Source organism: Mesorhizobium sp. M2A.F.Ca.ET.042.01.1.1 (genome assembly GCF_003997405.1).
Classification (GTDB): domain Bacteria; phylum Pseudomonadota; class Alphaproteobacteria; order Rhizobiales; family Rhizobiaceae; genus Mesorhizobium.
Genome location: NZ_RZRX01000104.1, coordinates 1 through 20,769, shown reverse-complemented (window position 1 = coordinate 20,769; position 20,769 = coordinate 1). Strand labels below are relative to the sequence as shown.

The window sequence follows — 20,769 nt, the reverse complement described above, 5'->3', positions numbered from 1 at the left end:
GGGCCATATCGCGCTGGTCGGCGCCGGTCCGGGCGCGGAAGACCTGTTGACGCTGCGCGCGCACCGCCTGCTGATGGAGGCCGATGCCATCGTCTATGATGCGCTGGTGCCGGAGGCGATCGTCGCCATGGGCCGCCGCGACGCCGAGCGCCTGCCGGTCGGCAAGCGCAAGGGCTGCCATTCCAAAAGCCAGGAAGAGATCAACGCGCTGCTCATCGAACTCGGCCAAGCCGGCAAGCGCGTGGTGCGGCTGAAGTCAGGCGATCCGCTGGTGTTCGGCCGGGCCGGCGAGGAGATGGCAGCACTTCGCGAGGCCGGCATCGCCTATGAGGTGGTTCCGGGCGTCACCGCCGCCTTTGCCGCGGCCGCCGATTTCGAACTGCCGCTGACCTTGCGCGGTGTTTCATCCTCGATGGTGTTCACCACCGGCCACGACCTCAAGGGCAACTCGCTGCCGGACTGGGCCAAGCTCGCCATCTCCGGCGCGACCGTCGCCGTCTATATGGGCCGCTCGGTCGCGGCGGAAGTCGCCGGACGGCTGATCGAAGCCGGGCTGTCGCCGGACACCGCCGTCGCCGTCGTCGAGAACGCCAGCCTCGGCACCCGCCGCCGTTTCCATGGCACGCTGGCCGACCTGCCCTCGCTGGAGGAGCGCGCCGACCTCACCGGTCCGGTCATGACGATCATCGGCGATGCGGTCGCCGGTGCCAATTTCGAACGATCCGAGCCGCTCGCGGCCCATAAGCATGAGGGCGCGGCTTCGGCCGTCGCCGAAGGAGTTCAGCCATGAAGGTTCTGACCGCGAACAGGCTCTCCGACGGCATTGCCGTCTGGTACGCCGATGGCGGCTGGGCGGAGACGGTCGGTCATGCGGATATCGCGCATGACAAGGCGGCGGAGGATCGGCTGGAAGCGATCGGGGCCTCGGCCTACGCCAACAATGAGGTTGTCGACGTCAATCTGATCGACGTGGAGGTGGTCGATGGTCTGGTCGAGCCGGTGCGGCTGCGCGAAAAGATCCGCGCCGCGGGACCGACCATCCGCACCGATCTCGGCAAGCAGGCGGCCCCGGAAGCCATCGGGGCGTAGAATTTAGAAAAGCAGCGGGCGGACGCGCCCGGAAAGACGAAGCATGTACCGTTACGACGAGTTCGACCAGGATTTTGTTCACGCCCGCGTCGCCGAGTTCAGCGACCAGGTGCAGCGCCGGCTTGCCGGTGAGATCACTGAGGACCAGTTCCGGCCGCTCAGGCTGATGAACGGCGTCTATCTGCAGCTGCACGCCTATATGCTGCGCATCGCCGTGCCCTATGGCACGCTGAACAGCAGGCAGTTGCGCATGCTCGGCCATATCGCGCGCAAATACGACAAGGGCTACGGTCACTTCACCACGCGCCAGAACATCCAGTTCAACTGGCCGGCGCTGTCGGACATCCCGGCGATCCTGGCTGATCTCGCCAGCGTCGAGATGCATGCGATCCAGACCAGCGGCAACTGCATCCGCAACGTCACCGCCGACCATTTCGCGGGCGCCGCCGCCGACGAGGTGGCCGATCCGCGCCCCTATGCGGAAATCCTGCGCCAATGGTCGTCGGTGCATCCGGAATTCTCGTTCCTGCCGCGCAAGTTCAAGATCGCGGTCACCGGCGCCGAACGCGATCGCGCCGCCATCCAGACGCATGACATCGGCCTGCATTTGAAGAAGAACGCGGCCGGCGAGCTCGGCTTTGCCGTCTATGTCGGCGGCGGCCAGGGCCGCACGCCGATGGTGGCCAAGAAGATCCGCGATTTCCTGCCGGAAGCCGATCTTCTGTCCTACTGCACGGCGATCCTGCGCGTTTACAATCTCTACGGCCGCCGCGACAACAAGTACAAGGCGCGCATCAAGATCCTTGTGCACGAGACCGGCGTGGAGGAGATCACCCGTCAGATCGAAGCCGAATGGCAGGAGCTCAAGGACGCCGAGCTGAAGCTGCCGGAGGCCGACATTCAGGCCATCAATGCCTATTTCGCGCCGCCGGCGCTGACCGCCCGGCCTGAGGGCGACGATGCGGTGAAGCAGGCGCGGCTCGATTCCAAGAGCTTTTCGGAATGGCTCGACCAGAATGTCGTGACGCATCGCCATCCCGACTACGCGGCGGTCACGATCTCGCTCAAGGGCATCGGCGAAGTGCCCGGCGACGCCAGCGACAGCCAGATGGAAGCGGTGGCCGACATCGCCGAGAAATACGCCTTCGACGAGCTGCGGGTCAGCCACGAACAGAACCTCATCCTGCCGCATGTCGCGCGCGCCGACCTGAAGAAGGTCTATGATGCGCTGGTCGAGATCGGCCTCGCGACCGCCAATTCCAACCTGATCAGCGACATCATCTCGTGCCCCGGCCTTGATTATTGCGCGCTGGCCACTGCGCGCTCGATTCCGATCGCGCAGGAAATCTCGCAGCGCTTCGCTTCACTGGAGCGGCAGCGCGAGATCGGCGAATTGAAGCTGAAAATCTCCGGCTGCATCAATGCCTGCGGCCACCACCATGTCGGCCATATCGGCATTCTCGGCGTCGAGAAGAAGGGCTCCGAGCTCTACCAGGTGACGCTCGGCGGCTCGGCCGACGAGAACACCTCCGTGGGCGAGATCATCGGCCGCGGCTTCTCATCGGAAGAGATCACCGATGCCATCGAGCAGATCGTCGACACCTATCTCGGCCTTCGGCTCAGTCCCGACGAACGTTTTATCGACGCCTACCGCCGAGTCGGTCCCGCGCCGTTCAAGGAGGCGCTCTATGCTGGCGAAACCAAGGCCGCTTGACCGTATTGTCGACGTCGAGGCCGGCATCGCCGCCGAAGCGGCGGGGCTCGACGCGCTGCTCGGCCATCTGAAGCCGATCGAGATCATCGAGCGCGCGGCGCGCGAATCCTTCCGCGGCGAGGTCGCGGCGGTCTCGTCCTTCGGCGCGGATTCGGCGGTGCTGCTTCACATGATCTCGGAGATCGACCGCACGCTGCCGGTGATCTTCCTCGACACCGGCAAGCATTTCGAGGAGACGCTCGGCTATCGCGACGCGCTGGTCGCCGATTTCGGCCTGACGGATGTCCGGGTGATCAAGCCGGACGAGGCAGCGCTCGAACGCGTCGACCCGACCGGCCAGCTCAACGAGACCGACACGGACGCCTGCTGCAATGTGCGCAAGGTGGAGCCGCTGGCGCGCGGCGTCGAGCCGTTCCGTGCCTGGTTCACCGGACGCAAGCGCTTCCAGGCTTCGACGCGCGCGGCGCTGCCCGTCTTCGAGGCGGTCGGCTCGCGCATCCGCATCAATCCGCTCGCGCATTGGACGACGTCGGATCAGGCCGACTATATGCGCGCGCACGCACTGCGCGAAAATCCGCTGGTTGCCTATGGCTATCTCTCGATCGGCTGCTTCCCGTGCACACAGCCAGTGCAGCCCGGCGAGGACGCACGCAGCGGCCGCTGGGCCGGGCACGCCAAGACCGAGTGCGGTATCCACCTCTCCGGACTGGAGAAGTCGCTGACCGACGCCTCACTTTAGGATACGCCGATATTCAGGTGAGGCCGGCCTGCAAATGGCGACTCCCTGCGCTTCCGGTGCTCACGTACTTCAAGTACGCTCCGCTCCGGTTCTCGGCAGCCACCATTTTCGGCTCGGCCTGACCTGAATCTCGGCATATCCTTCGAATTTTTGGGACTTTAGGATTTTTGATGACTGGATCGACGACAGCGGGGACCCGCCTCTGGACCCCGGACGGTTTTCGCGAGGATGAGTGGACGCACGCCGAAAGCGCCGAGGCGCTGGCCGGCAATGGCCGTTTCATCCTGCCGTTGCAGGCTTTTCTCGGGTTGGATGAAGAAATCCGCAAGTCAGCCAAGGAACACCTCGGCGTGCTGCTGCAGCCCGGCGACGAGCTCGACAAGATAACCGGCCTGCTGGACCAGCTGTCGCTGGTGGCGCTCGCCTTCCCGGCCTTCAACGACGGCCGCTCTTTCTCGAAGGGCGAATTGCTGCGCGCCCGGCATCATTTCAACGGCGCGGTGCGCGCCACCGGCCAGGTGCTGGTCGACCAGCTGCCGCATATGCTGCGGCTCGGCTTCGACGAGTTCGAGGTCTCCAACCCGGTGCTGCTGAAGCGGCTGGAGGAAGGACGGACCGGCGGCCTGCCAGTTTATTATCAGCCGGCCGTGGAGCCTGAGCCCAAGGGCCCGAAATATTCCTGGCGGCGCAAGCGTCCCAGCTAACGCAGCGGCATCTTTACAAGGCGCTTCAGCAGGCATTCTCTCAAGGGAACGGACGGAAAGATCCGCCGGGAGGGAACCATGCGCTACGACTATGTGATTGCCGGCGGCGGCTCCGCCGGCTCGACGCTGGCCGCGAGACTTTCCGAGGACCCATCGAAGACGGTCTGCCTGCTCGAGGCGGGAGGCGCGGGCAAGGCCCTCTTGATCCGCGCGCCGGCCGGCATCATCGCTCTGCTGCCCGGCAGGCCGAAGATCAACAACTGGGCCTTCCAGACAGTACCGCAGGAAGGTCTCAGCGGCCGAAGGGGCTATCAGCCGCGCGGGAAGGGCCTGGGTGGCTCGAGCGCCATCAACGCCATGCTCTACACGCGGGGCAATCGCCGTGACTATGACGAATGGGCCGAGCTTGGTTGCGACGGCTGGTCGTGGGACGAGGTGCTGCCCTATTTCCGGCGCGCCGAAGGCAACCAGCGCGGGGCTGACGCGCTGCATGGCGGCGACGGGCCGCTGAGGGTCTGCGAGCAGCAGGAGCCGCGCGCGATCTCCAGGGCCTTCGTCGAGGCCTGCGGCGAGAACCAGATCAGGCTGAACGACGATTTCAACGGGCCGGAGCAGGAAGGGGCCGGCCTCTATCAGGTGACGCAGTTCTGGGGCGAGCGCCGCAATGGCGAGCGCTGCTCGGCGGCGGCGGCCTATCTGCATCCGGCGATGAGCCGGCCGAACCTCACCGTGGTCACCGGCGCGCATGCGACGGGCGTGGTGCTCAACGGCAGGCGCGCCACTGGCGTGCGCTACCGCAGCGGCAAGAGCGAGGCCGTGGCGGAAGCCAGGCGCGAGGTCATTCTTTGCGGCGGGGCGTTCGGTTCGCCGCAGGTGCTCCTGCTCTCGGGCATCGGACCAGCGGTCGAGCTCGCGGCGCACGGCATTCCGCTTGTCCACGAATTGCCGGGCGTCGGCAGGAACCTGCAGGATCATCTCGATTTCATCCTCGCCTGGAAGTCCAGGCAGACCGATTTGATGGGCATCGGCCTCAGCGGCATGCCGGGCCTGATCAAGCACATGCTGCGCTGGCGCAAGGACGGAACCGGCATGATCGCCACGCCTTATGCCGAAGGCGGCGCTTTCCTGAAATCAGACCCGGCGATCGAGCGGCCCGACCTGCAATTGCATTTCTGTATCGCCATCGTCGACGACCACGGCCGCAAACTGCATATGGGTTATGGGTTTTCCTGCCATGTCTGTGTGCTTCGGCCGCATTCGCGCGGCGAGGTGGGTTTGAACAGCGCCGATCCGCTGGCGCCGCCGCGCATCGATCCGCGTTTCCTCGAGGACGAGCGCGACGGCGAGCTTCTGCTCAAGGGCGTGCGAATGATGCGCGCCATATTGGAGGCGCCGGCGCTGGCAAAATATCGCGCCAGGGAAATCTACACCGCCGGCGCGTCCAGCGACGCCGAGCTCATGGCGCATATCAGGGCGCGCGCCGACACGATCTACCACCCGGCCGGCACCTGCAAGATGGGCGTCGACGACATGGCCGTGGTCGACCCGCAGCTCAAGGTGCGCGGGCTGGAAGGGTTGCGCGTCGTCGATGCCTCGGTGATGCCGACCCTGATCGGCGGCAATACCAATGCGCCGACGATCATGATTGCCGAGAAGGCCGCGGATATGATCCGGGCTGCGGTCTGATCGTCGGTTCTTGGTCGGACCAACGTCTTCGGTTCTGTCGCGATGATGTCGCCTTTGCACGCCTGCCGATAGGATCGAATCCATCTGGTCAGACCAATTCGGCGATTTGCACTTCCCCTTTTGCCGTCCTCACCTTAGGATAGGGTTATTATTTTGCACCCCGAAATAAATAGCCAGCTAAGGGAGGAACGGCATGGCCGGCAAGAAGATATTGATGCTCGTTGGCGAGTTCAGCGAGGAATACGAGATTTTCGTCTTTGAACAGGCCATGCATGCGGTCGGTCACACCGTCCATGTCGTGTGCCCGGACAAGAAGGCGGGCGACGTGCTCAAGACCTCGTTGCACGACTTCGAAGGCCACCAGACCTATACCGAAAAACTCGGCCACGACTACATCCTCAACAAGACCTTCGCCGAGGTGAATCCGGCCGACTATGACGCGGTTTACGCGGCGGGCGGGCGCGGACCGGAATATATCCGCATCGACAAGCGCGTGCAGGCGCTGGTCAGGCATTTCCATGAGACCGGGAAGCCGATCTTCACCATCTGCCACGGCGTGCAGATCCTGATCGCGGTCGACGGTGTGGTGCGCGGCAAGAAAGTGGCGGCGCTGCAGTATTGCGAGCCGGAAGTGACGCTCGCCGGCGGCATCTATGTCGACGTCGCCCCGACCGGCGCGCATGTCGACGGCAATCTGGTGTCAGCGAAAGGCTGGCCGGGCCTTGCCGCTTTCATGCGGGAATGCCTGAAGGTGCTCGGCACCGAGATCCGCCACGGCGAAGCGCTGATGCGCGACGACCGAAAGGCGGCCTAAAGCGCGTCGCGATCTTTCAGATTCGCTCCATACGCTTTAGGTCGATTTTATGCATATCTTCGTCCCGAAACCGGTTCCCACTTTCGGGAGACATGCTTTTTTGCGCAATTCCGGACGGAAAACCGCTACACACTTTTCCCGGAGTTGCTCTAACCGCGGCGCGCGGCTATCGACGCCGCTCGCCGCCGGCTTTCCTGGCATCCGCGGCGTCCAGGCGGTCAAGCAGGTCGCTCAGCCGCCGAGGCACCTCTTTTTCCAGGCGAAATGCCGGCAAGGTGCGCAGAAAGCGCTTTGTCGCTTCGCTGCCTGCCTGCCGCCTGATATCGTTGGCCAATTCGGCGCGCCGGTTGCCGTTGTTGCCGTTCATCGTCCCAAAATCCTGTGTCGGCTTCGAAACTCCTCCAGCCCGGTTATGGTTCCCGCAACGGCATTCGAGGGCAAGCAAAGCCGCGTGATACGGTAAAATTTGAATTAATTTGGAACGAGAGCTCGACATCCGCCGCGAGCGCTTACCCCTTGATTTTTGGCCTCCAAACCTCGATATCGGGCGCAAATCCAGACCAATCCGAATGACGGGAAACGGCGATGAGCGACCAGGCAAAAGACGAACGCACGCCCGAAGATATTGAAGCCACCCAGGCTTCCGGCGAGCGTGCGGAAGGTGGCGTCGACGGCGACTATGAAGCGCTCGTGCGGCTGCTGAAGGAAAACGAGGAACTGAAGGACCGCGCGTTGCGCGTCGCGGCCGAAATGGAGAATTTGCGGCGGCGCACCGCGCGCGACGTGCATGACGCGCGCACTTACGCGGTGGCCAATTTCGCGCGCGACATGCTGTCGGTATCGGACAATCTGCGCCGCGCGCTCGATGCCATTCCGGCCGAGGCCAAGGCTTCCGGCGATGCCGGCTTCAAGGCGCTGATCGAAGGCGTGGACCTCACCGAACGCGCCATGCTGTCGGCGCTGGAGCGCCACGGCGTGAAGAAACTCGCGCCCGAAGGCGAGAAGTTCGATCCGAACTTCCACCAGGCGATGTTCGAAGTCCCCAATCCGGAGGTCCCGGCCGGCACCGTCGTCCAGGTGGTGCAGCCCGGCTATTCGCTCGGCGAGCGCGTGTTGCGGCCGGCAATGGTCGGTGTCGCCAAGGGTGGCCCGAAGGCAACCGCCGAGGCGAAGGTCGAGCCCGGCCCGGTGAACGAGCAGGCCGAGAAGGATGCTTGAATAGGGGAGTAAGGGAGTAGGGCAGTAAGGCAGTAGGGGAAGCGGAACCGTACTTTGACGCGGTTTTATGCTATTCAACATTCCCTATTGCCCTACTCCCTTACTGCCCTGCTCACCTATGTCCTTGAACCCCATCGCCTTGCTCGACTATGCCGGCGTCGCCGTCTTTGCGGCGACGGGCGCGCTTGCCGCATCGCGCAAGCAGCTCGACATCATCGGCTTCCTGTTCCTGGCCAGCATCACTGGCATCGGCGGCGGGACGCTGCGCGACGTCATCCTCAACCTGCCCGTATTCTGGGTCGCCAACAGCGGCTATGTGCTGATCTGCGCGGTCGTCGCGGTGCTGGTCTTCTTCAGCGCCCACCGCTTCGAATCCCGCTACAAGCTGCTGCTCTGGCTCGATGCCATCGGGCTTGCCGCGTTCTCGGTGATGGGCGCGGCAAAGGGGCTGGCGATCACCGGTTCGCCTGTCGTGTCGGTCATCACGGGCGTGCTGACGGCGACCTCCGGCGGCATCTTGCGCGACCTGCTTGCCGGCGAGCCTTCGGTGCTGCTCAGGCCCGAAATCTATGTCACGGCTGCCCTGGCCGGCGCCGCCATCTTCACCCTTGGCGATCTTGCCGGCCTGCCGGCGCTGGCGTCCAGTCTCCTCGGCTTCGCCGGCGCGTTCGTGGTGCGCGGCGGGGCGCTTAAATTCGGCTGGTCGTTTGCGGCCTATCGGAGTCGGCCGGGGCGAAGGCCGGAAGACATTCCGTGAGGGAGTAGCGAATAGGGAGTAGCGAGTAGAGATTACCCGAGATAGCGTTCTATTCGCTATTCGCTATTCGCTATTCGCTATTCGCTATTCGCTATTCGCTATTCGCTATTCGCTATTCGCTATTCGCTATTCGCTATTCGCTATTCGCTATGCCGCGAAGCGCTGCCCTTCGCCGCCATAATAGTTGACATAGCGGGCGCCGATCTCCTTGACCGGCATGACGACGAAGACGTCGACGGTCGAGAATTCGTGGTCGATGACGCAGCCATCGCCGATGCGGGCACCGACGCGCAGGTAACCCTTGACCAGCGGCGGCATGGCGGCGATCGCCGCCTTGGTGTTCACCGCCTCGATCGGCATCAGGTCCATCGAGCAGTAGCGCCCCGGTACCGCGCGGACATCCCAGGCGGAGTTGGTGCGGCAATGATGGGCAAGATAGGTCAGCGCCTCGGCATGCGCCGCCGGCACGATGCCGTGGAAGGAGGCGCAGCCGGTCATCACGCCGATGCCGTAATGGTTGATGTAAGCCCAGATGCCTTGCCACAGCGCCTCGATGGTGCGCTTGGAGCGGTATTCGGGGAGAACGCAGGAGCGGCCGAGCTCGAGGAAGCGCTGGCCGGGGTGGCGCGCGATCAGCTTGGTGAGTTCGAACTCGCCCTCGGAATAGAACCCGCCGGCGGTCGCGGCGATCTCCTGCCGCAACAGGCGATAGGTGCCGACGATGCGGCGGTGCTCGGGGCCGGGAAGGGACGTGTCCAACACGAGAAGGTGATCGCAGAGCGGGTCGAAACGGTCGGCATCGCGCCGGTCCTGCGCCTGGAACAGGTCCTTCCTCGCGCCAAGCTCGTCATAAAATACCCGATAGCGGACTTCCTGGGCGGCGGCGATCTCAGCCTCGTTGCGGGCGAGCCGCACCTCGAGGTTGCCGATCCGGCCCAGCGGAGCGCCGCTTGCGACGGCGTCGGCAGTGCGGGCAGCGAGCAGGGCGCCGCCGGCATTCGGCCGAGTGTCACATTCAGGCATGACTGTATGCACGAGTGATTCTCCTTCGAGCCATCCCTCTTGGCACGGGGATACGGTGTAGGTGCAACAGGATTGTGACACTACCGTGATACGACGTAGCGGGCAATACTTTGTCGGCTGGACAATACCCTCAACCGGCTATCTTACGGTCGCGAAAGCCAGGCGATGCATGGCGTTCAAGGGTTCAAAATTTCGTCAGGCGGCGACTTGGCCCTCAACCGCCTGGACGAGCGCGTCCGGGTCGAGCGGCTTGGTAACGAAGCCGCTGGCGCCATGGGCGAGCACGGCATGCCGGGTCTTTTCCTGGCTGTCGGCCGAAAGCACCATGATCGGGATCGGCGGCATGGCGAGCGACTCTTCATGGCGGCGGATGGCGGCGATCGCATCCAGGCCGTCCATGACAGGCATGTGCAGGTCCATCAGCACCACATCGAAGCGGAACTTGAGGCCGGCGTCGGTAACGGCATCGACCGCGGCCTTGCCGTTGCCAACAACCTTGACGCGATGCCCTGCCTTGAGCAGCGTGGCGCGGGCGAGCATGGCGTTGATGTCATTGTCCTCGGCGATCAGCACCGACAGGCCCTGGTCGCGCCTGCGCACCGAGGCGGCGCCGCGCGGCTCCGGCCGCGGCTGGGTGAGCGCGGAGCCATGGCTGGTCAACAGCACCCGCAAAAGGGTCTCGCCGCGCACGGGCCTCGCGAGGAAGGTGGCGTAGCCGCTGGCGCGGAATTCGCCGAGCATGCCCCGGTCCGTCGGCGCGATCAGGGTGATGGCTTCACAATCGGCGAAGCCTGAGTCGCGCAACTGCTTGAGCAACCTGCCGTCACTGTTTTCGAGCGCGGCGTCGACCAGCAGCACGTTGCAGCCGGCAGCGAATGGAGCGGCCTGGCCCGGCGTCGCCGCAACCTCGACGATGCCGCCATAGGCCCTGATTGCGCGGGCGATGGCATCGGCCTCGATGGCGTTCTTCGAAACGATCACCGCCCGCCGGTCGGCAAGGATGTTGTGCCGGTGCGGCGGCGGCTCGGTCGCGGCGACCGCTGGGATCTCGAGGATGAATTCCGAGCCTTCGCCGAGCCGGCTCGAAACGGAGATCGTGCCGCCCATCGCCGTCACCAGCCGCTTCGAAATGGCAAGGCCGAGGCCGGCGCCGCCATGCACCCTGGTCGAGGTGCCGTCGGATTGCTCGAACTCCTCGAAGATGCGTTCCATGTCCTCTTCACGCAGTCCGGGGCCGGTATCGGCGACGGTGAAGCAGATGCAGTCGCTGGTTTCGGTGCGGGTGCGCGCCACGGTGAGCAGCACGCCGCCCGTGTCGGTGAACTTCACCGCATTGCCGATGAGGTTGAGCAGCACCTGGCGCAGGCGGCCTGGGTCTGCGGTGATCATCTGCGGTACATCGGGTTCGACATGGCAGCCGAGGCCGATATTCTTGGCGAAGGCCTTCGCGGCCAGAAGCTCGATGATGTTGTCGGCAATTTCGCGCAGCGAAGTCGGCTGGGGCTCGGGCTCGAAGCGGCCAGCCTCGATCTTGGAATAGTCGAGCAGGTCCTCGATAAGCGCGAGCAACGCGCTGGCCGAGGTCGAAACGGCGCCGACATAGGTGCGCTGTTCCGGCGACAGGTCGGTGTCGGCAAGCAGCTTCGCCATGCCCATGATGCCGTTCATTGGCGTGCGGATCTCGTGGCTGACGGTGGCGAGGAAGCGCGACTTGGCCTGGCTCGCATATTCGGCCCGCTCGCGCGCGGTGATCAGCGAGGATTCGGCGCGCTTGCGGGCGGTGATGTCGCGCGCGATCGCCCGATGCGAGACGGCGCCGGTATCCTTGTCGCGCACCGACAATTCGATCCAGGAGAACCAGCGCGGCCCATTCGGCGTGCGGATCGCGACATCGGTGGAGCTCAGGCATTCATGGTCGGAGAAGGCGGCGTCGGGAACGATGCCGACGTCGATGCCAAGCTCCGACAGGGTCTTGCCGGCGAGATTGCGAGGGTCGACCTCGACAAGCGAGGCAAAGACGCTGTTGGCATAGACGATATGGCCGTCGCGATCGCGATGGACGACGAGGTCGCCGAGCGCGTCGATCAGGCCGCGGAAGCGCTCCTCGCTCTCCTGCATCTCCCACATGCGATCGGCGAGGGTCTCGATCTCGGCGCGGCTGCGGGCGGCGGTCTCGTCGAGAAGGGCCGCGGTGCGCCGCTCGTCGCGGCGGTTGCGCAGATGCATGGCAAGTCCGGCGAAGGCCACGGCGGCGAGTCCGACGGTGACGATGATCGGCGCCCCGGTGAGATGCGCCAGCCCGGCCAGGACGACGATGGCGACGATCGTCAGGAAGGGCAGGCCTTCGTGACTGGCGGCAGGCAAGTCGGGAGCCAGCGGCGGCGCGACGAGCACCTGCCGCTTCGGCGCGTCGGGCCTGTCAGCGCCCGCGGCTTTGCTGTCCTGCCTGATGTGGGAGTCCGCGACCATGCGCGGGACCATGCCAGACAGAAATTATGGAAGATTGGGGCGGATCGTTCGAATTTTAGCGATTGCACGGATTCCGGCCGCGCTGCTGGCGCAGTGCGGAACCGTGACCTCCGGCTACATGTCGACGACGACGCGGCCCCTGATCTTGCCTTCGACGATGTCGCGCGCGGCGGCGACAATGCCGTCGAAACCGATGGTGCGCGACAATGTCGACAGCTTCTTCAAGTCAAGGTCGGCGCCGATGCGGCGCCATGCCTCCAGGCGTACCGGCTTCGGCGCCATCACAGAATCGATGCCCAGCAGCGAGACGCCGCGCAGGATGAAGGGCGCGACGCTTCCCGGCAGGTCCATGCCACCGGCCAGGCCGCAGGCGGCGATCGCGCCGCCATAGGAGGTCATCGACAGCACATTGGCCAAGGTATGGCTGCCGACCGAATCGACACCACCTGCCCAGCGTTCCTTGGCGAGCGGCTTCGCCGGCTGGCTGAGCTCCTCGCGCGAGATCACCTCGGCCGCGCCGAGGTCGATCAGATAGGGGCTTTCGGCGTTGCGGCCGGTCGAAGCGATGACATGGTAGCCCAGACTGGAAAGGATCGCGATGGCGACCGCGCCGACGACGCCGGCCGCGCCCGTCACCACCACCGGACCGCGGTCCGGCACGATGCCATGCCGCTCCAGCGCCATGACGGAGAGCATGGCCGTGTAGCCGGCCGTGCCGACGGCCATCGCATCATGCGCGCTCATGCCCTCGGGCAGCGGCACCAGCCAGTCGCCCTTGACGCGGGCCCGGCCGGCATAGGCGCCGTAATGCGTCTCGCCGACACCCCAGCCGTTCAGGATCACCTTGTCGCCCTTGCGCCAGTCGGCATGGGTGGAGGAGAGCACCGTGCCGGCGAAATCGATGCCCGGAACCAGCGGCCAGCGGCGCACGACCGGCGCCTTGCCGGTGATGGCGAGCCCGTCCTTGTAGTTCACCGTCGTCGCCTCGACGGCCACGATGACGTCGCCTTCCATCAGGTCGGCCTCGGTAAGGTCGACGACATCGACGGACTGCTTCTTCTCGGCATCGCGCGAAACGAGGATGGCTTTGAAGGTGTCGGTCACGGTTTTCTCCTCGGTTCTGGCTGGTTAGAACTCTGCGGCTTCAACCGCGTGAGGTCAATTGCCGGGGTCCTGCGGCTTGGCTTCGCGGCCCCAGCCGATCAGTTCGTCGAATACGACGAGCGCCGCGCCGACCGAAATGAAGGCGTCGGCGAGATTGAACACCGCGAAGGACCAGACGGGCGTGTGGAACAGGATGTAGTCGATGACGTGACCGAAAATAGCGCGATCGATGAGGTTGCCGAGCGCGCCGCCGATGATGAGCGCAAAGCCGATGCGGGCGACGACATGGCCGGCCGGGGTGCGCGTGGCGAGATAGAGCACGAAGGCGACGACCAGCACCGCGATGACCACAAGGCCGGTATCGCCGAAGGACTGGAACATCGAGAAGGCGATGCCGGTATTGTAGGTGCGGAACAGCGCCAGGAAGGGCAGGAGATCGATCTTTTCCTGAAAAGCGAGACCGTTCTCGACCAGCTGCTTGACCCACTGGTCGAGCGCAATGGCGACGATCACCAGCAGGGCATAAGGGGACCAGGATTTCACTTATCAGTCCTCATCGCGTCTCGGTCGTGTCGAGCTTCAACGCGCCGCGCCTTATCTCGAACAGCATCACCCCCGTGGCGACCGCCAGATTGAGCGAATCGGCGCGGCCGGCCTGGGGGATCCGGAGCAGCCGGTCGCAGCTCTCGGCGAGGCTGTCGGGCAGCCCCTGCTGCTCGTTGCCCATCAGCAACAGAACCGGCCCCCTGGTAAAGTCGACGGACCGATAGTCGACCGCGCCCTTGAGGTGCGTTCCGACGACCAGTCCCGAAAAATCGCGCCGCCAGGCGAGGAAAGCCTGCTCGGTTGCTCTCGCGACCGGCACGGCAAAGATCGAGCCCATGGTGGCGCGCACCGTCTCCAGCGAGAACGGATCGGTGGTGTCGCCGACCAGGATGACGCCCTTGGCGCCGACGGCGTCGACGGTGCGGATCACGGTGCCGAGATTACCGGGGTCGCGGACACGGTCGAGCGCCACCCAGACATCGCCGTCCCTGGCGCGGATATCCTTCAGCGGCACGGTCTGCTGGGCGAAGACGCCGACCACCATTTGCGGATTTTCACGCCGGGTGATGGCCGCAAGCACCTTTTCGGAAACCTCCAGCACCGTGCCGCCGGCGGCGACGGTCCGCGCGGCGACCTTTTCGACGGCGGCGTTGCCCCGTCCGGCCTTGGCGAAGACCAGGGTCCTTATCGACCAGCCGAGGTCGAGGGCGTCGATGACCAGCTTCAGGCCCTCGGCCATGAAGGCGTTCTGCTGATCGCGGAACTTCTTCAGCGCCAGCGCCTTGATGTCCTTGACCAGCGGATTGGCAAGGCTGGTGACTTCCTTGACCTGCCCGACAGGGCGAGCGCCGTCATGTGCGTTCATTTCAAGCCACCCAGCGCGAGAACAGCGAGGTCGACAGCGCGCGGCCGGCGGATTTCTCGCGAATGATCAATTCGCCGGATTCGACCGTGCCGCCCATGCCGGCGAAGGTATCGCGCATCAGCGCATGGATGGCGAAAAAGGAGGCGCGGATCGAATAGGCGGTGAGGACGACGGCCAGCGGCTTCGGCGTCAGGATCGAGCGGCAGAGGTCGGTAAGGCCCGGGAGGTCCTCGAACAATTGCCAGACCTCGCCCTTGGGGCCGCGGCCATAGGCGGGCGGGTCGAACAGCACGATGTCGTAGCGGCTGCCGCGGCGCTCCTCGCGCTCGGCGAATTTCACTGCGTCCTCGACGATCCAGCGGATCGGCTTGTCGCCAAGCCCGGCCATCTCCTGGTTCTCGCGCGCCCAGCCGATCGCCTTCTTCGAGGCATCGACATGAGTGACCTCGGCACCCGCGCGGGCGGCCACCAGCGAGGCAAGCCCCGTATAGCCGAAGAGGTTCAGTCCCTTGACCGGCCGCTTCGCCGCCGCGATCAGCCCCGCCATATGGTCCCAATGCGAAGCCTGTTCCGGAAAGACGCCGACATGGCGAAACGAGGTGAAGCGGCCGAGATAGTCGATGCCGTCATGCTTCATCGGCCAGGTCTCGCCGAGTGGCGTCTTCGGAAAGCGCCAGCGGCCGATGCCTTCCTCATCGGTGTCGCCGGTGAAGATGGCGTCGGCGCGCTCCCATTCCTTCGCCGAAAGGGCTCGCTGCCAGATCGCCTGACCCTCAGGCCGCACGATGCGATAGGGGCCGTATTGCTCGAGCTTTTCGCCCGCGCCGCTGTCCAGCAGCGCGTAGTCGGCGTTGGGCGCGACTTCGAGGATCAGCGGCAGGCGCTCGGCGGGCAAGGAGCCCTCGCGGCGCGCAAGCACGCGCGGCGCCGGCTTGGCTTCTTGCCGGTCAGCCGGTCTGGTTTCGCGGCGCTCGGCGGGTGCGGCCTGCTGCCGTCCAGCCGCAAACGCATCGCGCGGACGGACCTGTTCCGGCCTCGCGTGCTGCGGTCGGTTATCGCGGCGCTTGTCGCGAAAAGATTTCAAGTAGGATCATCTCCGGCGGTTCGGCCGCTTCTGCCACAGCTAAGCCCCCCGGCGCAACAAAGCCTGGCTCATCCATTGGTGAGACCATCAACCATGCCGTACGCGGAGCAGGCCGAAACAAAGCGAAACGAAGCCAAGGGCCTTCGCCGCGGTGACTGCCATGTGGCCGGTTTCCCAACGCAGCCGGACGGACTCGAAATTTTCCGGGATCGGTCCGGGCGCCCAGGTCGCGAGAACGTCGTTGGCCGGCTTGACGAGACCGAACCAGAGCGCCAGCGAAACGGCGTAGAGCAGAGTGGCGGCAACCACCAACCAGAACGCGCCCGCCTGGCCGCGCAGCATCCAGGCGAGGAGCGCCGGGCAGAGGATCGCGGCGATATCGAGCGGTGCTCCGATCACGGCAAAAAGCACGAATTGGCCGTTGAAGACCGTCGCCTCGCGCCAAAGCGCCGGCGACCATTTCGTCAGCCGGGGCAGCAATTCCAGCACATGGGCAAAGGACGGCCCGAGGCTGAGCGCCGCGACGAAAGCGGTCAGCACAGACCAGAACAACAGGAACCCGCGCATCTCCATGATCGGCACAACGGCCGCGGCCGGCAGGCGTTCCCTTGGCGGCCGCTTGCCGTGATGTCGGGGCCAGCCCTATTGTCCGGCGCATCGGTTAGCCAATTATGTCCCGTTCTGAACGCCTGCTCGACCTTATCCAGATCCTGCGCCGCCACCGCCGGCCGGTGAGCGGCCGCACGCTTGCGGATGAGATGGGCGTGTCGATCCGCACGCTCTATCGTGATATCGCGACGCTGCAGGGGCAAGGCGCGCCGATCGACGGCGAGGCGGGGCTTGGCTATGTGCTGAAGCCAGGCTTCATGCTGCCGCCGCTGATGTTCACCGACGAGGAGATCGAGGCCGTCGTGCTCGGGTCGCGTTGGGTCGCCAAGCAGCCGGACAAGCGGCTTTCGGCCGCCGCTACCGATGCGCTGGCCAAAATCGCGGCGGTGCTGCCGGATGATCTGCGCGAGGATCTCGATGCCACGACGCTGCTTGTCGGGCCGCGCTCGGACAACCTCGAAGCGATCGACCTCGGCGTTGTGCGGCAGGCGATCCGCGAGGAACGCAAGCTGGGCTTCCTCTATCGCGACGCCGAGGGTGAGGCCTCCGAGCGGCTGGTCTGGCCCTTCGCGCTCGCATTCTTCGACAAGGTGCGAGTGATGGCGGCGTGGTGCGAAACGCGCCAGGATTTCCGCCATTTCCGCGCCGACCGGATGTCCGACCTGACTGCGACCGGCATCCGTTACCCACGCCGCCGCCAGGCGATGCTGAAGGAGTGGCGGGCGACGCTGGACGCGCCCCGCTCAAACGCCAGGAAGGACGATTCCGCCTGATCGCTGCTGCCAGAATCTGACAGTAGGTCCGCATATGGTCCCGAAGGTCCAGACACTTTGGAGATCAGATATGACTACGCCTAATTTCGTCATCCTCTATGTCGACAGCCCGGAAAAGAGCGGTGCGTTCTACGCTTCGCTGCTCGGGTGCGAGCCGGTCGAGTCCTCGCCGACCTTCGTGATGTTCGTGCTCGACAAGGGTTTCAAGCTCGGCCTCTGGTCGCGCCACACAGTCGAGCCTGCGGCGGCGGTTGCGGGCGGTGGCGGTGAACTGGTGCTGGCGGTCGAGAGCGCTGCTGCGGTCGATGCCACGCATATCGATTGGTCGGATCGCGGACTGAACATCCTGCAGGCGCCGACCGATCTGGACTTCGGCCGCACCTTCGTCGCGCTCGATCCAGACAATCATCGCCTGCGCGTCTACTGGCCGTTCGAGGGAGCGCAAGGATGAGCGCCTTCTGGATCGCCGTCGCATCGGCCGAGCATGTGCGGATCGGTCGCAAGGATGGCTTCATGCAGGTCAACCACGGCAAGGCGGCGCCGCTGCGCCGCGTCAAGCCGGGTGACGGCATCGTCTACTACTCGCCGAGCACTGTGCTCGGCGAGAAGGATGGACTGCAATCCTTCACGGCGATCGGCACCGTGCGGCAAGGGGACGTCTATGAGGGCGTCATGGGCGGTGGTTTCACGCCAGCGCGGCGCGATGTCGACTGGTGCGATGCGGAGGAAGCGCCGATCAAGCCGCTGCTGGCCAGGCTCGACTTCACCGCGGGCAAGCCGAACTGGGGCTACCAGCTGCGCTTCGGCCTGTTCGAGATCGGCGAGCGTGATTTCCGGTTGATCGGCGAAGCGATGGGAGCCAGGCTGGAGAGCGCTGCTACTTGAGCGCCTTGTAGACGGCGATGCCGGCGGCGAGGTCTTCAAGGGCCGCGCCGACCGACTTGAACAGCGTGATCTCGCTGTCGGTTTGCCGGCCCTGTTTCTCGCCGCGTGCGAGATCATGCAGATCGGCGATGATCGCTTCCGGTTTCAGCACGCCCGAGGCCAGAGGCTGGACGATGTCCCCGGCCTCCTTGGTGGCGCCGGCGCGGGTGTCGACATAGACGCGGGCGCGCGAAATGGCATCGTCGTCGGCCTCGCGCATTTCGGGCGTGAAGCCGCCGACCAGATCGACATGGGCGCCCGGCTTCAGCAGCGCGCCCTTGACCAGCGGCGTGTTGGAGATGGTCGCCGATGCGACGATGTCGGCCTCGGCAAGCTCCGCGTCGAGATCGCCGGCCGCATTTGCTGGAAGGCCTTCGGCGCGCAAGGCCGAGGCCACCTTTTCGGCATTGGCCGGCGTGCGGTTCCAGATGCGGATTGAGGTGATCGGCCTGACCGCCGAATGCGCCTTGGCTAGGAACGGCGACAGCGCGCCGGCGCCGATGACCAGGAGCCGCGAGGCATCCTTGCGGGCGAGATAGGAAGCGGCGAGCGCGGAGGCGCAGGTCGTGCGCCACTGCGTCAGCCGCTGGCCGTCGATCATCGCCTGCGGCTCGCCGGTGACGCCGTCGAGCAAAAGATAGAGGCCCATCACCGCCGGCTTGCCTTTTGCGTTGTTGTCCGGCGAGACGGTGACGATCTTGACGCCGATATGACCTCCCGCCGAGGTGCCTGCGGCGTTGAAGTCGGTCCAGGCCGGCATCAACAGCAGGGTCGAGGCCGCACCATCCGGCCGCTCGACGCCATGATGGTGACGAACCGGCTGCACGGCGCCCTCGCGGAAAGCGGTGCGCAATGTCTCGACCAGGCCGGGAAAGGTCAGCGCGCGGTCGACCTCGGCGGCTGAAATGGTCAGCATCGAAGGCTCCGGATTGCTTTAATTGGTCGGCTTGGGCAGCGCCGGTCCATTCGGCGCGGCCGGCGCGCGGCTCACCGCCTGGCGTAGGTTTTCAGCCTCCAGGCCGCGCTGGCGCGCGAGCTTGCGGTAGCGGCCCTGCTTCACCCAGGTCGCCATGCTGCCGACGACCATGCCGACGGCCAGGGCCAGGAACAGGAAGATGAAAAGCGGCAGGTTCAGCGTCAGCGCGGGATTGCCGGGATGGAACGGATCGAGCGTGAAGGCGACGGCGCCGCGATTGGCGACGGCGAGCGCGATCAGGATGATGGCCAGCGGCACGAAGACCACGACGAGGATGAAGCGATTGAACATCAGATCTCCGTATAGAGAAGCTTCCTAAGCGCGCATGTCTTTGTCCCGAAACCGGCCTTCCCTTCGGGACACATGCTTTAAGCGCCAAGATGCCGTCTCGACCCGCCGGCGCGGCGCCTATTTGCCGCCGTTCAGCCTTTCGCGCAACTCCTTGCCGGTCTTGAAGAACGGCACCCACTTTTCCTCGACCTCGACGGACTCGCCGGTGCGCGGGTTGCGGCCGGTGCGGGCGGGACGGTTTTTCACCGAAAATGCGCCGAAACCGCGCAATTCGACCCGGTTGCCCTCTGCAAGCGCGTCGGTGATTTCGTCAAAGATCGCACCGACGATGTTTTCGACGTCGCGCAGGAAAAGGTGCGGGTTGCGTGCAGCAATGATCTGCACAAGCTCGGATTTGATCATGGAACGTTCCCCGTAAAACCACTGCAGACGATTATCAGGATGATTTTTATTGCTTTTTTGGCTCGCGCCAACGGCATGTCAAGGGTGCCAGACCGAAACGAGACCGTCAAGAAACAAGCGGTCGGCGCCGAGCTCGTGAATGATATCGCCGCCCGCATCCGGCAGGCCAAGCGCCTTGGCGGCCAGTTTTGCCATCGACTGCGAGAACAGGAAGCCGCCACGCCTGTCCTTGTCCTTCCACTCGACGACCTTGAGCTTGGCGTCCACGCCCTTCGTCGCCAGCCAGTCGATCGCCTCCTGCTCGCCGCCGACGGCGTCGACCAGATGATTGGCCAAAGCCTGGCGGCCAGTGAAGATCGAGCCGTCGGCCAGCGCCAGCGCCTGCTCATGCGTCATCTTGCGGCGGTCCGCGACGATGCCGACGAACCAGTCGTAACTGTCGAGGATCAGCTTGCGCACCATGGCGCGCTCATCGTCATTGGTCGGCTTGAAGGGCGAGGGCGAGGCCTTGAGCGGCGAGGATTTCACTTCCTCCAGCTTGATGCCGAGCTTGTCCATGAGACCGCTGACGTCAGGATATTGGATCAGCACGCCGATCGAGCCGACGATCGAGGTCTTGCGGGCAACGATATGGTCGGCTGCACTTGCGATCATATAGCCGGCCGATGCCGCCAGCGTGCCGACCTCGGCCACCACGGGCTTGTCGCCGGCAAGCTTGCGCACGGCTTCGAATGTCGACTCGCCGCCGACCGTGGTGCCTCCGGGCGAATCGATCGACAGGATGACGCCCTTCACCTCCGCAGACTTGCGGATCGCTTCCAGCCTTCTGAGCAGTTCCTCGTCCTCGGTGATGGTGCCTTCGATCTTCACCTTGGCGATATGGGGGACCGCCTGGCCGGTGAAATTGTCATCATAGACCCATGCCGAGAAGGCGATCACCGCTGCCGCCAGAACCACAAAAGCGGCCACGCGCCAGAAAGTC

Annotated in this window: 24 protein-coding genes; 12 read left to right on the top strand and 12 right to left on the bottom strand. The window is 65.0% G+C overall.

What is annotated here, in order from left to right:
* The 7 genes from cobA to EOA23_RS17400 form a co-directional block, all read left to right on the top strand.
* Positions 1-790 (top strand): uroporphyrinogen-III C-methyltransferase (cobA, locus tag EOA23_RS17430; RefSeq protein WP_127305039.1); only part of this gene is annotated, 790 nt, incomplete at its 5' end.
* A complete protein-coding gene (locus tag EOA23_RS17425) occupies positions 787-1,089 on the top strand; it encodes a DUF2849 domain-containing protein (RefSeq protein WP_127305038.1) in 303 nt (100 codons plus the stop codon). The genes cobA and EOA23_RS17425, both read left to right, overlap by 4 nt.
* A 43-nt stretch (positions 1,090-1,132) precedes the next feature.
* Positions 1,133-2,803, top strand: coding sequence for a nitrite/sulfite reductase (locus EOA23_RS17420; protein WP_127305037.1), 1,671 nt, complete (start codon positions 1,133-1,135; stop codon positions 2,801-2,803).
* The gene (locus tag EOA23_RS17415) at positions 2,778-3,542 is read left to right on the top strand and encodes a phosphoadenylyl-sulfate reductase (protein ID WP_042641022.1); all 765 of its coding nucleotides are present in this window, start codon (positions 2,778-2,780) and stop codon (positions 3,540-3,542) included. The genes EOA23_RS17420 and EOA23_RS17415 overlap by 26 nt, the downstream gene beginning before the upstream one ends.
* A gap of 170 nt (positions 3,543-3,712) precedes the next feature.
* Complete coding sequence (locus EOA23_RS17410) at positions 3,713-4,246, top strand: DUF934 domain-containing protein (RefSeq protein ID WP_127305036.1); 534 nt, start codon at positions 3,713-3,715, stop codon at positions 4,244-4,246.
* Positions 4,247-4,324: 78 nt separating this feature from the next.
* Positions 4,325-5,932, top strand: a complete 1,608-nt coding sequence (locus EOA23_RS17405) for a GMC family oxidoreductase N-terminal domain-containing protein (protein WP_127305035.1) — start codon at positions 4,325-4,327, stop codon at positions 5,930-5,932.
* 193 nt (positions 5,933-6,125) lie between these two features.
* Positions 6,126-6,746: a DJ-1/PfpI family protein gene (locus EOA23_RS17400; protein WP_126081180.1), complete on the top strand. Its 621-nt coding sequence runs from the start codon at positions 6,126-6,128 to the stop codon at positions 6,744-6,746.
* Positions 6,747-6,912: 166 nt separating this feature from the next.
* Here the strand turns inward: EOA23_RS17400 and EOA23_RS17395 are convergent, their stop codons facing one another.
* Positions 6,913-7,113 (bottom strand): hypothetical protein, encoded by a 201-nt coding sequence (locus EOA23_RS17395; RefSeq protein ID WP_042641030.1) that lies wholly within the window; start codon positions 7,111-7,113, stop codon positions 6,913-6,915.
* 218 nt (positions 7,114-7,331) lie between these two features.
* On the opposite strand from EOA23_RS17395, the gene grpE reads away from it, so the two are divergent.
* Together grpE and EOA23_RS17385 are read left to right on the top strand one after the other, a co-directional pair.
* Positions 7,332-7,964 carry a nucleotide exchange factor GrpE gene (grpE, locus tag EOA23_RS17390; RefSeq protein WP_127305034.1) on the top strand — a complete coding sequence of 211 codons (633 nt, stop codon included), beginning with the start codon at positions 7,332-7,334 and terminating at the stop codon, positions 7,962-7,964.
* A gap of 124 nt (positions 7,965-8,088) precedes the next feature.
* Positions 8,089-8,721 (top strand): trimeric intracellular cation channel family protein, encoded by a 633-nt coding sequence (locus EOA23_RS17385; RefSeq protein WP_126064361.1) that lies wholly within the window; start codon positions 8,089-8,091, stop codon positions 8,719-8,721.
* Positions 8,722-8,868: 147 nt separating this feature from the next.
* On the opposite strand, the gene EOA23_RS17380 is transcribed toward EOA23_RS17385, so the two are convergent.
* From EOA23_RS17380 to EOA23_RS17350, 7 genes are all read right to left on the bottom strand, one after another.
* Positions 8,869-9,744, bottom strand: coding sequence for a GNAT family N-acetyltransferase (locus EOA23_RS17380; protein ID WP_042641035.1), 876 nt, complete (start codon positions 9,742-9,744; stop codon positions 8,869-8,871).
* A 195-nt stretch (positions 9,745-9,939) separates the two neighbouring features.
* Positions 9,940-12,213: an ATP-binding protein gene (locus EOA23_RS17375; RefSeq protein WP_127305033.1), complete on the bottom strand. Its 2,274-nt coding sequence runs from the start codon at positions 12,211-12,213 to the stop codon at positions 9,940-9,942.
* 114 nt (positions 12,214-12,327) lie between these two features.
* On the bottom strand, positions 12,328-13,317 hold the full coding sequence (locus EOA23_RS17370; protein ID WP_127305032.1) for an MDR family oxidoreductase: 990 nt from the start codon (positions 13,315-13,317) through the stop codon (positions 12,328-12,330).
* Positions 13,318-13,371: 54 nt separating this feature from the next.
* A complete protein-coding gene (gene lspA, locus EOA23_RS17365; protein WP_127305031.1) occupies positions 13,372-13,860 on the bottom strand; it encodes a signal peptidase II in 489 nt (162 codons plus the stop codon).
* A gap of 10 nt (positions 13,861-13,870) precedes the next feature.
* A complete protein-coding gene (locus EOA23_RS17360) occupies positions 13,871-14,728 on the bottom strand; it encodes an RNA methyltransferase (RefSeq protein ID WP_127305030.1) in 858 nt (285 codons plus the stop codon).
* A gap of 1 nt (position 14,729) precedes the next feature.
* The gene (locus EOA23_RS17355; protein WP_127305029.1) at positions 14,730-15,812 is read right to left on the bottom strand and encodes a class I SAM-dependent rRNA methyltransferase; all 1,083 of its coding nucleotides are present in this window, start codon (positions 15,810-15,812) and stop codon (positions 14,730-14,732) included.
* 87 nt (positions 15,813-15,899) lie between these two features.
* Positions 15,900-16,385, bottom strand: a complete 486-nt coding sequence (locus EOA23_RS17350; RefSeq protein WP_127305028.1) for a DUF1772 domain-containing protein — start codon at positions 16,383-16,385, stop codon at positions 15,900-15,902.
* Between the two features lie 98 nt (positions 16,386-16,483).
* On the opposite strand from EOA23_RS17350, the gene EOA23_RS17345 reads away from it, so the two are divergent.
* From EOA23_RS17345 to EOA23_RS17335, 3 genes are all read left to right on the top strand, one after another.
* Positions 16,484-17,194 carry a YafY family protein gene (locus EOA23_RS17345; protein ID WP_127305027.1) on the top strand — a complete coding sequence of 237 codons (711 nt, stop codon included), beginning with the start codon at positions 16,484-16,486 and terminating at the stop codon, positions 17,192-17,194.
* 70 nt (positions 17,195-17,264) lie between these two features.
* On the top strand, positions 17,265-17,645 hold the full coding sequence (locus EOA23_RS17340) for a VOC family protein (RefSeq protein WP_127305026.1): 381 nt from the start codon (positions 17,265-17,267) through the stop codon (positions 17,643-17,645).
* Positions 17,642-18,079: an EVE domain-containing protein gene (locus EOA23_RS17335; RefSeq protein WP_126064370.1), complete on the top strand. Its 438-nt coding sequence runs from the start codon at positions 17,642-17,644 to the stop codon at positions 18,077-18,079. The genes EOA23_RS17340 and EOA23_RS17335 overlap by 4 nt, the downstream gene beginning before the upstream one ends.
* Here EOA23_RS17335 and EOA23_RS17330 read toward each other — a convergent pair.
* The 4 genes from EOA23_RS17330 to sppA all read right to left on the bottom strand — a co-directional run.
* On the bottom strand, positions 18,072-19,034 hold the full coding sequence (locus tag EOA23_RS17330; RefSeq protein ID WP_127305025.1) for an ornithine cyclodeaminase family protein: 963 nt from the start codon (positions 19,032-19,034) through the stop codon (positions 18,072-18,074). The genes EOA23_RS17335 and EOA23_RS17330 overlap by 8 nt on opposite strands.
* Positions 19,035-19,052: 18 nt before the next feature.
* Positions 19,053-19,385, bottom strand: a complete 333-nt coding sequence (locus tag EOA23_RS17325) for a DUF1049 domain-containing protein (protein WP_126081188.1) — start codon at positions 19,383-19,385, stop codon at positions 19,053-19,055.
* Positions 19,386-19,502: 117 nt separating this feature from the next.
* Positions 19,503-19,787 (bottom strand): integration host factor subunit beta, encoded by a 285-nt coding sequence (locus EOA23_RS17320; RefSeq protein WP_027165368.1) that lies wholly within the window; start codon positions 19,785-19,787, stop codon positions 19,503-19,505.
* 78 nt (positions 19,788-19,865) lie between these two features.
* The coding region (sppA, locus tag EOA23_RS17315; protein ID WP_127305024.1) for a signal peptide peptidase SppA at positions 19,866-20,769 on the bottom strand (904 nt) is incomplete at its 5' end.